This window comes from Bradyrhizobium sp. USDA 3364 (assembly GCF_054056355.1).
Genome location: NZ_JBSRYG010000002.1, coordinates 5624696 through 5637348 on the forward strand (window position 1 = coordinate 5624696; position 12653 = coordinate 5637348).

Here is a 12653-nt window from a genome sequence, read left to right on the forward strand (position 1 = left end):
ACCGGCCGGGCATGGTTGTGATTGTATGGCTGGTCACGTTACCCAACCTTGATACTGCCTGTCATGTGCGGATGCAGCGAGCAGAAATACTTGTACTCGCCGGGCTCCGTGAAGGTGAACGAGAAGGTGCCGTCGGTATCCATGGTCTTGGAGCGGAATTTGCCCGCGCACACCACGGTGTGCGGGATGTCGTCGCGGTTGGTCCAGGTCACTGTCGTGCCAACCTTCACGTCGAGCGGGGTCGGCGCGAACGAGAAGTTGTCGATGTGGACCGCGGCATCTTCGGCGCGGGCCGCCGTGACCGGCAGCAGCATGGTTGCGACCACGGCGATGCCGAAGTCGCGTCGGTTGATCGAGCTCATCGGTGTCTTCCCTTGGCCTTGTCCTTCAGCCTTGCAGCGGCGTGTCGATGATCGCCAGCGGCTGGCTGTTCTGCTTGAAGTTGATGCTGGCGACGCCGAGCATGCTGCGCAGCTTGGCATCCTCGACCTTCATCGGGCCGGGCGAGGGGGCGGCACCCGGCGCCGGCTGCGGGAACGCGGTCGAACGCGCGGTGTGGAAGGTGACGTTGCCCTCGACCTTCTGCATCACCTGGTGGATGTGGCCATTGAGCACGGTGACCGAGCCGAAGCCCTTGACGTATTCCAGCGCGCGGGCGCCGTCCTCGGTGCCCCAGCCCCATTGCGGATAGACCGTCCACAGCGGGATATGGGCGAACAGCACGATCGGCGTCGACTTCGAGCGGCCCTTGAGGTCGTTCTCGAGCCATTCGAGCTGCTCATTGCCGAGATTACCGAGGCCGCCGCCCTTGAGGTCGACGACGTTGACGAGGCCGACGAAGTGAACCCCGCCGGCGTCGAACGAATAATAGCCCGGGCCCTTGGTGCCCTTGCCGTAACGCTCCTTGTAGAGCTTGACCTCCTCGTCGATGAAGTCGTGCTCGCCCGGTACGTAATGCACGTCGAGCTTGGCCTGCGAGATGATGCGATCGGCGTCATCGAATTCGGATGCCTTCGACAGATGCGTGATGTCGCCGGTATGGATCATGAAGGACGGCTTGACCTGCATCGCCCGGACCTTGTTGACGGCCTCTTCCAGCGTGCCGATGGCATTCGGGTTGGCCGGCTTGTCGAAGCCGACATGGCTGTCGCTGATCTGCATGAAGGTCATGCCGGTGGTGGCTTCCGCAGCCGCGGCCGAGCCGACGATGCCGAGCGAATGCGGCACGCCGCCGGTGACGGTCCACAGCACGCCGGTGCCGGCCCAGGTCATGCATTCCAGCACCTTGCGTCGGCTGACGCCTTTCTCTTCGTCGTGGTGATTGTGATCGTGTCCGCTCATGACAAGTCTCCCGTGGTCCCAGGGATTGGGTTTCCGGGGAGGTGATCGGCGGCGCCGGGGCTTTATTCCCGGGGCCCTGGGCGCTGAGAGCGGGGATGACGATTTCGTGAGCGTCCGCGCGACAGGTGGACGCAAGGCAAGATGCGTCATTGAAGACCAACGGCTCGCGACGCTATCCATCCGGCAAACCACTAATCGGTCGGAGGAAACCATGGGCAACGTGACGGGAGGCTGTCACTGCGGCGAGATTCGCTACGAGGTGACCGGGGAACCGGTCGTCCATGCGCTGTGCCACTGCACAGACTGCCGGCGCCATGCCGGCGCGCCGATGGTCGGTTGGGTAATGGTCGCCGAGGCCGCCCTCAAGGTGACCAAGGGTCAGTCCACGATCTACCGATCCTCCGAGCACGGCCGGCGGCACTTCTGTGCGAATTGCGGCACCGGGCTTTTCTACACCAATGGCAACATGTTGCCCGGATTCATCGACATCCAGAGCGGGACCTATGACGATCCTGATGCGGTGCCGGCCACCATGCACATCCAGGTCGCGGAACGGCTGCGCTGGATGGAAGCGGCGCACGAGCTGCCGGCCTTCGAGCGCTTTCCGCCGCCGGAATGACCGACGGCGCATCGGCGGCGATGCGCGCCGCAACATGTCAGCGTCCTGCAAGGTAGATGAACGGCCGCAACAAAGCTGTCTTGCTGCCGTCAGCATAATGTCAGCGCTGCCGCATAAGGATGGCGAACTTCATTCGCCAGACCGGGAGATCACTATGAGCGACCACGCAGGCGTTGAGCATCACAACAAGGCAGCCGAGCATCACGAGCACGCGGCGCGTCACCACCGCGAAGCCGCCAAGCACCACGAAGAGGGCAATCACGAGAAGGCGGCGCATCACGCCCACAGCGCCCATGGCCATGCGAGCCATGCCCAGCACCACCACACCGAAGCGAGCCGGCATCACGCCGAGCACCACGGCAAGCACTAAAAACGTTCCAGTACTGCGTGAGTGGCTTCCGCCGTCCCCGCAAGGGGGCGGCGCTTTCTTTTGGCCGGGGGCGCGCGTGACGACGGCGTTAGGTCGTGCGCGCCGCAAACGCCGTGAGCGCCGCGACCATCAGCTCCGGCCCTTCCTGCGCTACGCAATGGCCGACGCCATCAAACGTCCGTCGGCTGGCGTGCGGGATCAGGGCTGCGGCGCGGTCGGCCATCTCCTTGTAGATCGGCCATGACTGCTCAGCGGTTGCGATGCGGACCGGGCAGGCGATGTCGGAGAACCACGGGAATGGGTTGCCGCGGGCGTCGCCGGTGTAGATCTGTTCCATGGCCTGGAAGATCGGCTTGAGCATGGCTTGCTCGATCTCCGGCGTGCAGCGGAGCTGCATGCGGCCATTGTCGAGCCGCGCAAAGCCGTGATGGACATAGGCCCACAGCGATCGTTCGGTCCATGGCGCGAAGGCGGGCGCGGCGCGCAGCCGCTGGAACACATCGTCGGCATTGTCGAATTCGGCGCGGCGGCGCAGCACACCTTGCACCGATGCGTTGGCGATCTCGCTCAAGCTCCCGCTGCGCGGCGCGCGCGGATCCATCGCAGTCGGCTCCGTTACGAACAGCCGCGCGAAGCGGTCCGGCATCGGCTTGGTCGCGAGCAGCAGGTCGGTCGCGCCGGCGCTGTGGCCGATGCCGTAGATGTTCTGGAGGTCGAGGCGTTCGACCACCATGCAGACATCCTCGGCGAAATCCTGGAAGTGATAGCGGTCGGCGGCCGGCTTGTGGCTCAGGCCGTGGCCGCGGCGGTCGAGCGCGTAGACGGTGTAGTCGGCGGCCAGCGCTTCCGCGACCTCGGTCCAGACTTCGGCGACAAAGCCCGTGCCGTGCACCAGCAACGCCACAGGCTTGCCGGAGGCCGGCTCGCCCCATCGTGCCACCGCGACCTGCGCGCCGGCATCGCCAACGAGAATGCGCTGCGGCTGCGTCATTGGTTGCTATCGCGCATCCTGCAGGATCATCATTGCTGCCTTCTCGGCGATCATCGCAGTCGGCGTGTTGGTGTTGCCTGAGGTGATCGTCGGCATCACCGAGGCATCCGCGATGCGCAGGCCGTGCAGGCCGTAAAAGCGCAGCCGCTCGTCGACCACGGCCATCGGATCGTTGGCCGTACCCATCTTCGCGGTGCCGACCGGGTGGAAGATCGTGGTGCCGATGTCGCCGGCGGCCTTGGCGAGCGAGGCGTCGTCATCGGCGACGGAGGGGCCGGGCAGGAACTCCTCAGGGTGATATTTCTCGAGCGCCTTCTGCTTCATCAATTTGCGCGTGGTGCGGATCGCGTCGGCCGCGACCTGGCGGTCGTCCTCGGTCGACAGATAGTTCGGCGCGATCGACGGCTTGTCGTCCGGCGCCGTCGAGCGAATCCGCACGGTGCCGCGCGAGGTCGGCTGCAGGTTGCAGGCGCTCACGGTGATCGCGGGGAAGCGGTGCAAGGGATCGCCGAACTTGTCGAGCGACAGCGGCTGCACGTGGAACTGGATGTTGGCGCGCGAGCGCGTCGCATCCGAGCGCGTGAAGATGCCGAGCTGCGACGGCGCCATGGTCAGCGGACCGCGGCGGCGGAACGCGTAGTCGAGTCCCATCAGGCCGCGGCGCACCAGGTTGTAATAGGTCTCGTTCAGCGTCCGCACGCCTGACACCTTGTAGATCGCGCGCTGCTGCAGATGGTCCTGCAGATTTTGGCCGATGCCCTGCACATCGAGCACGATGTCGATGCCGAGCGGCGACAGCCATTCGGACGGGCCGATTCCGGAGCGCTGCAGCACCTGGGTGGTGCCGATCGAGCCGGCGCAGAGGATCACCTCGCCCTTGGCGCGCGCCTCGACGACCTCGTTGCCCTGGCGGAACAGCACGCCGGCGGCGCGGCCGCTCTCGATGATCAGGCGGTCGACCAGCACGTCGGTCTCGAGCCTGAGATTGCTGCGGTTCAGCGCCGGCTTGAGGAAGCCGCGCGCCGACGACCAGCGCCGGCCGCGCTTCTGGTTGACGTGGAAATAGCTGGTGCCTTCGTTGTCGCCGGTGTTGAAATCGGGAATGCGTTTGATGCCCATCTCTTCGGCGGCATCGCCGACCGCATCGAGGATCTGCCACGACAGCCGCGGCGCCTCGATGCGCCAGCCGCCGCCGACACCGTGATGCTCGCTTTCACCGAGGAAATGATCCTCCAGCCGCTTGAACGCCGGCAGCACGTCGCTGTAGCTCCAGCCGGTGAGCCCGAGCTGCCGCCAGTGATCGTAATCCGCGGCCTGGCCGCGCATCGAGATCATCGCGTTGATCGCCGACGAACCGCCGATCACCTTGCCGCGCGGGTAGGCGAGCGCACGGCCGTTGAGGCCGGGCTCGGCCTCGGTCTTGAACATCCAGTCCGAGCGCGGATTGCCGATCGCAAAGAGATAGCCGACCGGGATGTGAAACCAGATCCAGTTGTCCTTGCCGCCGGCTTCCAGCAGCAGCACGCGCTTCTTCGGATCGGCCGACAGGCGGTTGGCCATGATGCAGCCCGCCGTGCCCGCGCCGACGATAATGTAGTCGAAATCACCCTCGAGCCTTCGCGGCATGTCCTCGTTCCCGGCAAGCGTCTTTTATTGACTTCCTATTAGTCAGACGCGGCGGGTGGAGACAAGCCCGGGCGGTGGATGCCGGGCGTGCGCTGGATGATCAGGGACGGCTCGGTTCAGCCAGTGTGACCTCATGTCTTGCTCGGGGAACGCAGACGATCAGCGTCAGCATGCCGATACCAAGCACGGCGCCGACGAGGGCGAGCGGTGCGTAGATGCTCCCGGTCGCGACGTTCATCCAGCCGATCAGGGCAGGGCAGACCGCGCCGCCGAACGAACCGATCGCGCTGATCAGCGCGATGCCGCCGGCCGCGGCACTGCCCTCCAGCATCGCGTTCGGAATGGTCCAGAACAGCGACAGGATCGCGAAGATGCCGATCGATGCGATCGCGAGTAGCGTCACGGTGAAGAGGACGCTGCCCTGCGCGGCCTGCAGGGCAATGAAGCAGGCGGCTGCGACGAGGCCGCAGCAAACCACGTGCCGGCGCCGTTCCCGCGTGCGATCGGAGCTGTAGCCGATCGCGACCATGCCGATTGCCGACGCGATCGAGATCGCGCCGCTCAGCCAGCCGATCTCGGTGGCCGTCGCCACGCCGACGCGCTTCAGCAGCGTCGGCGTCCACAACAGAATGGTGTTGAGCGAGCAGAAGAACGCGAAATAGATGAAGGACAGCAGATAGACGCGCGGCTCGCGCAGCGCTGCCGCGAAGCTGCGCGTGGTGCCGGGTGCGGCGGCGCGATCGCGGGCAAGATCGCTTGCGACCTGCCGTCGCTCGTCGGCGCTGAGCCAGCTTGCAGTCTGCGGCCCGTCGGCGAGATAGAGATAGGCGGCGATGCCGAGCAGCACGGCGGGAACGCCTTCGAGGATGAACAGCCACTGCCAACCGTGCAGGCCGTGGACGCCCTGCATGTGATCCATGATCAGGCCCGACAACGGTCCCGCGATGACGCCGCCGAGCGGTACCGCCATCACGAACAGGCTCGTCATGCGGCCGCGCACGCGGTCGGGAAACCACAGCGTCAGGTAATAAAGGATGCCGGGGAAGAAGCCGCCCTCGGCGGCGCCGAGCAGGAAGCGCAGCAGATAGAGGTGATACTGGTTCTGCACCAGCGCGAGTAGCACAGTCACGGTGCCCCACAGCACCATGATCCGCAGCAGCGTCTTGCGGACGCCGACCTTGACCAGCAGCAGGTTGCTCGGCACCTCGAGCGCGACGTAGCCGACCGAGAAGACGCCGGCGGCAAGCCCGAACACCGCGTCATCGATGTTCAGGTCGTGCAGGAATTGCAGCTTGGCGAAGCCGATGTTGAAGCGGTCGATGATCGCCGTCGTGTAGCACGCCAGCAGGAACGGAATCAGGCGCCAGGCGATCCGTCCATAGAGCCGCGATTGGGCCGCATCCTGCATCGAAACCTCCTTGAGCGATTTTGTTTTGGTTGTCAGGGCGAATGGCGCGCCGCAATGGCGCTGCGCTCCCTCGCCCCGTTCTTGCGGGGAGAGGGTTGCGGTGTGGGGCTGCTTCCGCACAACCCGGCGATAGTTGCTCGCGGAGGCTCCCCCTCACCCGGAACGCATCTGACGATCCGTTCCGGCCTCTCCCCGCACGCTGAGCGAGGCGAAGGGGCGCGTGCTGCTCGATGCGAGCGCGCGGCTAGCTCGCCGGAAACTCCAGCATCGCTTCGCCGGCCGCGACCGTTTCGCCGCGCTGGTTCTGCACCGCGACGTCGACCAGCACCCAGCGCGACTTGCTGGTGACCTGCTTTGCCTTGATGGTGCCGCCGGGGCGGATGGTGTCGCCGGGCTTCACCGGCTTCAGCCAGCGCGTCTCGAGCCTGCGATGGATCGCGCCTGCGGGTGTCGCCCAGTCGGTCAGCATGCGCGAGATCAGGCCGAAATTGTTCATGCCATGCATGATAATGCCACCGAAATTGGTCTTGCCGAAATCGCCCTTCATGTAGTTGTCGTCGAGATGCAGCGGGTTGTAGTCGAGCGACGCGTCGCAGAACAGGCGGATCGATTCGCGCGAGACCGCGAAGGCGGGGCCGTCGATGCTGTCGCCGGCCTTAAGCTGGTCGAAATTCACTGATGTCATCGTGATCCTCCTTACATCGGACGGATGGTCTGGCCGCGACCCGAGCAGATCACGTCGCCATGCTGGTTGAAGAAGACGTTGTCGTGCACCACGAACAGCCGCTCGCGCTTGATGAACTTGTCGAGCGCGCGGGCCTGCAGGGTGATGGTGTCGCCGGGGCGGGCAGGGATGTTGTAGCTCCAGGACTGTCCGGCATTGACGGTGCCCGGCGAGCGCATCCAGTCGTCGGCCGGCGTGCAGGCGAACATCAGGAGAATGTGGATCGCGGGCGGCGCGATCAGCCCGCCATAGGGCCCGGCCTTGGCGGCGGCTTCGTCCAGATAGAGCGGATTGGTCTCGCCGACGGCGCGGCAGTACAGCGCGATCGCCTCCTGGGTCAGCTTGTAGGGCAGCGTCTTGCGCGGCTCGCCGGGGACGATGTCGTCCCACATCTTGCGCAGCTTCGCGTCCTTCCAGAAATCGGTTTCGAACGGGGTGGCCGCAGAACTTTCTGCTTGCGCCATCGTGGATCCTCCTGCTATTCAGTTCGCCAGGCGAACAATTCATTCGCTGTATGAATTAACGCTAGCGCGGTCGGGAGTCCCTGACAAGCGCGCAGGGCCGCGTCATGTGCAGGCAGCCATGCGGGCTGCGATGTCATGAGCGGAACGAATGTCCCCCGCACAACGGCGCCATGAGTGAACCGCGATGAGCAAAGAGAGTGACGGCTTCGTGCGCGCGATCGCGCGCGGTTTCTCGATCATCGAGGCGCTCGGTAAGCCGCCGGGCCGGCACACGCTGGCGGAAGCCGCCGACACCGCGGGCCTCAACCGCGCCACTGCGCGCCGCATCCTCGCGACCCTGGTGGCGCTGAAATACTGCGCGTCCGATGGGCGCTATTTCAGTCTGCGGCCGCGCGCGCTCGGGCTCGGCCTGTCCTATCTCAACGCACTGCCATACTGGGGGCATGCACAGCGTGCGCTGGAAAATCTGCGCAACGAGATCGGCGAGTCCTGCGCGATGGCGGTGCTCGACGAGGACGAGATCGTCTACGCGCTGCGCCTCCCGGCGCGGCGGATCCTGTCGGCCAATCTCGGCGTCGGCAGCCGGCTGCCCGCGCATCTGGTGTCGCTCGGCCGCGTCATGCTCGCGGCGCTGCCGCCAGGCACCCGCGAGGCTTATCTCGCGACCGGCGGCTTCAAGCAGGTCACGCCGCGCACCATCACCGATCCGGAGCGGCTCGGCGAATTGCTGGTGCGGGTCGAGAGCGAAGGCTATGCCTGGGTCGACGGCGAGCTCGATCCGGCGATCTGCGGCATCGCGGTGCCGTTGCGCGATCCGGCCGGCACGGTGGTTGCGGCGCTCAGCGTCAACACGATTTCCGGCACGGTCAGCGAGGCCGGCGCGCGCAAGAAATTCCTGCTGCCGTTGCGCCGCACCGCACAGGAGATCCGCAGCCAGATGCTGACGTCAGGCTAGCTGGATAGGTCGTTGTCTCCGATCGCGTTGCCTGCTTAGATCACGCACCGAGCACGGCTTGGTGATGTAAGGTCATTCGGAACGCAGTATCCGGATTTCGGCGGGAGCGATTGCCATGACCAGAATGGTTTTGACTCTGTTTGCGTCCGCCGCGCTCTGCGCGTCACTGCCGCACCGGGCGAATGCCGAGCTTGACGTCGTCACGCTAAAGGGCGCAATCGAGAAAACGGTCGAGGCCGACTATGCGAAGCTCGACGCGCTCTACAAGGACATTCACGCCCACCCGGAGATCGCCTTCCAGGAGGAGAAGACCGCAGCCAAACTGGCCGCCGAAATGCGGGCGCTTGGCTTCGACGTGACGGAACATGTCGGCAAGACCGGGCTGGTCGCGCTTTACAGAAATGGCGAGGGCCCCACCATCATGGTGCGCACCGAGCTCGATGCGCTGCCGATGGAGGAAAAGACCGGACTTCCCTATGCCAGCCACGACAAGACGACATGGCAGGGACGGGAAACCTTCGTGGCCCATAGTTGCGGCCACGACATCCACATGGCGAGCTGGGTCGGCGCGGCGAAGACGCTGGTCGGCCTGAAAGACCAGTGGCACGGCACGCTGATGTTCATCGCCCAGCCGGCCGAAGAAATCGTGGCGGGCGCCAAGGCGATGCTGGCGGATGGCCTGTTCACGCGATTTCCAAAGCCGGATTTCGGCTTCGCCTTGCACGATGGCCCGTTCGCCTATGGAACGGTGCGCTATCGCGTCGGTATCGGCTCCTCCGCCGCCGATGGCCTCTATGTCAAATTCCGTGGCCGCGGCGGCCACGGCGCGGTGCCGCAGGCGACCATTGACCCCGTGATGATGGCCGCGCGCTTTGTCGTCGATGTTCAAAGTGTAATCAGCCGCGAAAAGGACCCGACCGAATTTGGCGTCGTCAGCATCGGCGCAATTCACGGCGGCACCGCGGCGAACATCATTCCTGACGATGTGGTGCTGCTCGGCACCATTCGCTCGTTCAAGCCCGAGGTCCGCGCCAGGATGCTTGCGGGCATTGAGCGCACGGCAAAGGCGGTCGCCGCCATGTCGAACGCGCCGGAGCCGGAGATAAACCTCACCGAAGGGACCAAGGCGGTGATCAACGATCCCGGTGTGGTCGGCACGGCGGAAAAGATGCTGAAGCTGGCGTTCGGCGACAAATTCGCACCTTCACCGCCCGGCACGCCCAGCGAAGATTATTCGGAGTTCATCAACGCCGGCGTGCCCTCGATGTTCTTCAATATCGGTATCTACGAGCCGGAACGCGTCGCCGCGGCGCGCGACGGCACCGGCCCGCAATTGCCGTCCAACCATTCGCCCTTGTTCGCGCCGGTGCCGGAGCCGACGATCAAGACCGGTATTAAGGCGATGACGCTTGCCGTGCTGAGTGCGTTCGACCAGCAGGCACGAGAAAAATAGCCGTCTGCGTGGGGGTGGCCTTGATCGACGCCTTTCGGCCAGTCGGCCTTCGATGGCTTTCACGCAGATGACGAATGAAAAGGCTTTCGCTTCATTGGCCGGCCAGATTGCCAGGCTCAACTCGCTGGAGGATTCCCGTGGCAGACCCGGTCCGCGCCCCCTTCTACCACGACGGAATGCGTGAGTTGCAGGACCGCTTCGATGGCCGTCGTGTCGCCGACGGCCTCGAGAAGCACCGTCTCCATTTTGAGTTCTGGGAGCAGGATCGCAAGCTGATCGAAGAGACGCGATTCTTTTTCATTGCGACGAGCTATCAGGACAACGTCGATTGTTCGATGCGTTCCGGAGATCCGGGCTTCGTGAAGATCACCGGGCCAGACACGCTCGAGTTCCCTGAGTACGACGGCAACAACATGTACCGCACGCTCGGCAATATTCATCGCAACCCGAATGTCGGGCTGCTGTTCGTCCGCCTCGACGGCAAGACGTTTCGCACGCGCATCCGAGGCAAGGCAGCGATCCACGACGATGCTGAAACGCTTGCCCGGCATCACGGCGCGAAGGTTGCCGTGCGCGTCAAGTGCGAAATCTTTCCGAATTGCCCGCGCTACGTTCCGGACCTGATGAGCGCTTCGGTGGACGTGCCGGCGAATCTGTTCGTTCCTCGGCCCGGGTACGAGCCGCCCGCACCGGAATGGAAGAGCCGGGACTACCTCAAGGACGTGCTTTCGAAATACGATCCGCATCGGAAGCCTGAGGCATAGCGGCTGGCGAAGATCGCCAAGAATCGCATCCGGGCGGAGCCGCAAGCCGCGATCAGGGCAGCGGCGCCATGTAGGGAATGCTGCCGATCAGCGCCAACACCTGGACCGCGTTGCACAGCATGCCGCCCCAATGCAGGCGGCGCAGCCGCCGCACCGCGGTGGGATCGCCTGAGTCTCGCGCATCCGCCTCGGTATCGAGTCGCCGCAGAAACCAACGGCGCGCCAGCACCGCGAACGCTGCGATCGAGGCGATGCCGAGCGCGACTGCCGGTCGGCTCGCCGCGGCAAAGGCGAGGGTCCCGATCACGCCGGATACGGTCAGCACCAGGAAGTAGGCGTTGAACATGCCGCGCAGCAGGCGGGTGACGGGCGGCACGTCGAGCTTCACCAGCAGGAACGCCGGCGCCGCCAGCAGGAAGTAGCCCATCGGCACCAGCAGGATGATGGTGGAAAACAGGACCGCCTGATCCGGCGTCATGCTGCCGCCCCTTCTTTGGAAGACGAGAGGATCCCGGTGCGGAAAACCTGGAGTAGTATCCGCAGCGGATATCTCCGGCACTATTGGGCTTTGGTCGGATGCGATAGTAGCAGGCCTGACCCCCGGCGGTCTTGAAGTCACTCGGTCCCGCGTTCGGGGAACATTCCGTATCCTCTCATCAATACACGCCCCAGCCGGCGGCATGCCTCATCTGTTTGGGTGGACCGGCTTTTGCATGCTAGAGGTGATCTACGTCCAACCTCTGAGGTCAAAAGTCTCATGCCCATCGTCAACCGCGTCGCCGATCTGCAACCCGATATCCAGGCCTGGCGCCGCGACATCCACGAAAATCCCGAGCTGCTCTACGATGTGCACCGCACTGCATCATTCGTGGCCGATCGTCTCAGGGAATTCGGCTGCGACGAGGTCGCGACCGGCCTCGGCAAGACCGGCGTGGTCGGCGTCATCAAGGGCAAGAAGGGGCCGGCCAAGGGCGACGTCAAGGTGATCGGCCTGCGCGCCGACATGGATGCGCTGCCGATCCACGAGCAGACCAACCTGCCTTACGCCTCGAAGACGCCGGGCAAGATGCACGCCTGTGGCCATGACGGCCACACCGCGATGCTGCTCGGCGCCGCGCGCTATCTCGCCGAGACGCGCAATTTCGCCGGTGATGCCGTGGTGATCTTCCAGCCGGCCGAGGAGGGCGGCGCCGGTGCCGCCGCCATGATCAAGGACGGCCTGATGGACCGCTTCGGCATCGAGCAGGTTTACGGCATGCACAATGGTCCGGGGATTCCGATCGGCTCGTTCGCGATCCGAACCGGTCCGATCATGGCCGCGACCGATGCGATCGACATCAAGATCGAAGGGCTCGGCGGTCACGCCGCGCGGCCGCACAAATGCATCGATTCCGTGCTGGTCGGCGCGCAGCTCGTCACCGCGTTGCAGCAGATCGTCGCGCGCACCGTCGATCCGCTCGATTCCGCCGTGATCTCGATGTGCGAATTCCACGCCGGCAACGCCCGCAACGTGATCCCGCAGACCGCGGAGCTGCGCGGCACCGTGCGCACGCTGACGAGGGAGGTGCGCGATCTCATCGAGAAGCGCGTGCGCGAGGTGGTCGATGGCGTCGCCAAGATGACCGGCGCCAAGATCGATCTCACCTATGAGCGCGGCTATCCGGTCACCGTCAACCATGAGGCGCAGACCGAATTCGCGAGCCGCATCGCGCGCGACGTCGCGGGTGCGTCCAACGTGCACGAAATGCCGCCGCTGATGGGCGCCGAGGATTTCTCCTACATGCTCGAAGCGCGTCCCGGCGCCTTCATCTTCTGCGGTAACGGCGACAGCGCGGGCCTGCATCACCCCGCCTACAATTTCAACGACGACGCGATCGTTTACGGCACCTCGTATTTCGTGAAGATCGTGGAGAACGCGCTGGCGGCGTGAGGCTCACA

The 12653-nt window shown here is 64.9% G+C and carries 14 protein-coding genes; 5 read left to right on the top strand and 9 right to left on the bottom strand.

The genetic code is table 11. The annotated features are described in order from the left end of the window. Positions 1-38: 38 nt before the first annotated feature. Both ACVILL_RS26460 and ACVILL_RS26465 read right to left on the bottom strand, forming a co-directional pair. A complete protein-coding gene (locus ACVILL_RS26460) occupies positions 39-362 on the bottom strand; it encodes a cupredoxin domain-containing protein (RefSeq protein WP_456731724.1) in 324 nt (107 codons plus the stop codon). Between the two features lie 25 nt (positions 363-387). Continuing rightward, on the bottom strand, positions 388-1341 hold the full coding sequence (locus ACVILL_RS26465; RefSeq protein ID WP_456731725.1) for a metallophosphoesterase family protein: 954 nt from the start codon (positions 1339-1341) through the stop codon (positions 388-390). Positions 1342-1552: 211 nt separating this feature from the next. On the opposite strand from ACVILL_RS26465, the gene ACVILL_RS26470 reads away from it, so the two are divergent. Next, entirely contained in the window at positions 1553-1960 is a 408-nt protein-coding gene (locus tag ACVILL_RS26470) for a GFA family protein (RefSeq protein ID WP_456731726.1), read from the top strand. Positions 1961-2060: 100 nt separating this feature from the next. Here the strand turns inward: ACVILL_RS26470 and ACVILL_RS26475 are convergent, their stop codons facing one another. From ACVILL_RS26475 to ACVILL_RS26500, 6 genes are all read right to left on the bottom strand, one after another. Beyond that, the gene (locus ACVILL_RS26475) at positions 2061-2327 is read right to left on the bottom strand and encodes a hypothetical protein (protein WP_456731727.1); all 267 of its coding nucleotides are present in this window, start codon (positions 2325-2327) and stop codon (positions 2061-2063) included. 91 nt (positions 2328-2418) lie between these two features. Next, on the bottom strand, positions 2419-3321 hold the full coding sequence (locus tag ACVILL_RS26480) for an alpha/beta fold hydrolase (RefSeq protein WP_456731728.1): 903 nt from the start codon (positions 3319-3321) through the stop codon (positions 2419-2421). 6 nt (positions 3322-3327) lie between these two features. Beyond that, positions 3328-4947, bottom strand: a complete 1620-nt coding sequence (locus ACVILL_RS26485; protein WP_456731729.1) for a GMC family oxidoreductase — start codon at positions 4945-4947, stop codon at positions 3328-3330. A 100-nt stretch (positions 4948-5047) separates the two neighbouring features. Then, complete coding sequence (locus ACVILL_RS26490) at positions 5048-6355, bottom strand: MFS transporter (protein WP_456731730.1); 1308 nt, start codon at positions 6353-6355, stop codon at positions 5048-5050. 244 nt (positions 6356-6599) lie between these two features. Beyond that, positions 6600-7040, bottom strand: a complete 441-nt coding sequence (locus ACVILL_RS26495; RefSeq protein ID WP_456731731.1) for a MaoC family dehydratase — start codon at positions 7038-7040, stop codon at positions 6600-6602. An 11-nt stretch (positions 7041-7051) separates the two neighbouring features. Continuing rightward, positions 7052-7543 (bottom strand): MaoC family dehydratase, encoded by a 492-nt coding sequence (locus ACVILL_RS26500; RefSeq protein ID WP_050626224.1) that lies wholly within the window; start codon positions 7541-7543, stop codon positions 7052-7054. Between the two features lie 184 nt (positions 7544-7727). Between ACVILL_RS26500 and ACVILL_RS26505 the strand changes: the two genes are divergently transcribed. From ACVILL_RS26505 to ACVILL_RS26515, 3 genes are all read left to right on the top strand, one after another. After that, a complete protein-coding gene (locus ACVILL_RS26505) occupies positions 7728-8498 on the top strand; it encodes an IclR family transcriptional regulator domain-containing protein (protein WP_456731732.1) in 771 nt (256 codons plus the stop codon). Positions 8499-8613: 115 nt separating this feature from the next. Continuing rightward, positions 8614-9951: an amidohydrolase gene (locus ACVILL_RS26510; RefSeq protein WP_456731733.1), complete on the top strand. Its 1338-nt coding sequence runs from the start codon at positions 8614-8616 to the stop codon at positions 9949-9951. Positions 9952-10088: 137 nt separating this feature from the next. After that, positions 10089-10715 (top strand): pyridoxamine 5'-phosphate oxidase family protein, encoded by a 627-nt coding sequence (locus ACVILL_RS26515; protein ID WP_456731734.1) that lies wholly within the window; start codon positions 10089-10091, stop codon positions 10713-10715. 52 nt (positions 10716-10767) lie between these two features. Here ACVILL_RS26515 and ACVILL_RS26520 read toward each other — a convergent pair whose 3' ends face one another. Next, positions 10768-11193 carry a hypothetical protein gene (locus tag ACVILL_RS26520; protein ID WP_456731735.1) on the bottom strand — a complete coding sequence of 142 codons (426 nt, stop codon included), beginning with the start codon at positions 11191-11193 and terminating at the stop codon, positions 10768-10770. A gap of 279 nt (positions 11194-11472) precedes the next feature. On the opposite strand from ACVILL_RS26520, the gene ACVILL_RS26525 reads away from it, so the two are divergent. Further along, positions 11473-12645: a M20 aminoacylase family protein gene (locus tag ACVILL_RS26525; protein WP_456731736.1), complete on the top strand. Its 1173-nt coding sequence runs from the start codon at positions 11473-11475 to the stop codon at positions 12643-12645. The last annotated feature ends 8 nt before the right edge of the window (positions 12646-12653 follow it).

Excerpts from the sequence above, each read along its gene's own strand:
- ACVILL_RS26460 (WP_456731724.1), bottom strand. The coding sequence starts at position 362 with ATGAGCTCGATCAACCGACGCGACTTCGGCATCGCCGTGGTCGCAACC.
- ACVILL_RS26465 (WP_456731725.1), bottom strand. The coding sequence starts at position 1,341 with ATGAGCGGACACGATCACAATCACCACGACGAAGAGAAAGGCGTCAGC.
- ACVILL_RS26470 (WP_456731726.1), top strand. The coding sequence starts at position 1,553 with ATGGGCAACGTGACGGGAGGCTGTCACTGCGGCGAGATTCGCTACGAG.
- ACVILL_RS26480 (WP_456731728.1), bottom strand. The coding sequence starts at position 3,321 with ATGACGCAGCCGCAGCGCATTCTCGTTGGCGATGCCGGCGCGCAGGTC.
- ACVILL_RS26485 (WP_456731729.1), bottom strand. The coding sequence starts at position 4,947 with ATGCCGCGAAGGCTCGAGGGTGATTTCGACTACATTATCGTCGGCGCG.
- ACVILL_RS26490 (WP_456731730.1), bottom strand. The coding sequence starts at position 6,355 with ATGCAGGATGCGGCCCAATCGCGGCTCTATGGACGGATCGCCTGGCGC.
- ACVILL_RS26495 (WP_456731731.1), bottom strand. The coding sequence starts at position 7,040 with ATGACATCAGTGAATTTCGACCAGCTTAAGGCCGGCGACAGCATCGAC.
- ACVILL_RS26500 (WP_050626224.1), bottom strand. The coding sequence starts at position 7,543 with ATGGCGCAAGCAGAAAGTTCTGCGGCCACCCCGTTCGAAACCGATTTC.
- ACVILL_RS26505 (WP_456731732.1), top strand. The coding sequence starts at position 7,728 with ATGAGCAAAGAGAGTGACGGCTTCGTGCGCGCGATCGCGCGCGGTTTC.
- ACVILL_RS26510 (WP_456731733.1), top strand. The coding sequence starts at position 8,614 with ATGACCAGAATGGTTTTGACTCTGTTTGCGTCCGCCGCGCTCTGCGCG.
- ACVILL_RS26520 (WP_456731735.1), bottom strand. The coding sequence starts at position 11,193 with ATGACGCCGGATCAGGCGGTCCTGTTTTCCACCATCATCCTGCTGGTG.
- ACVILL_RS26525 (WP_456731736.1), top strand. The coding sequence starts at position 11,473 with ATGCCCATCGTCAACCGCGTCGCCGATCTGCAACCCGATATCCAGGCC.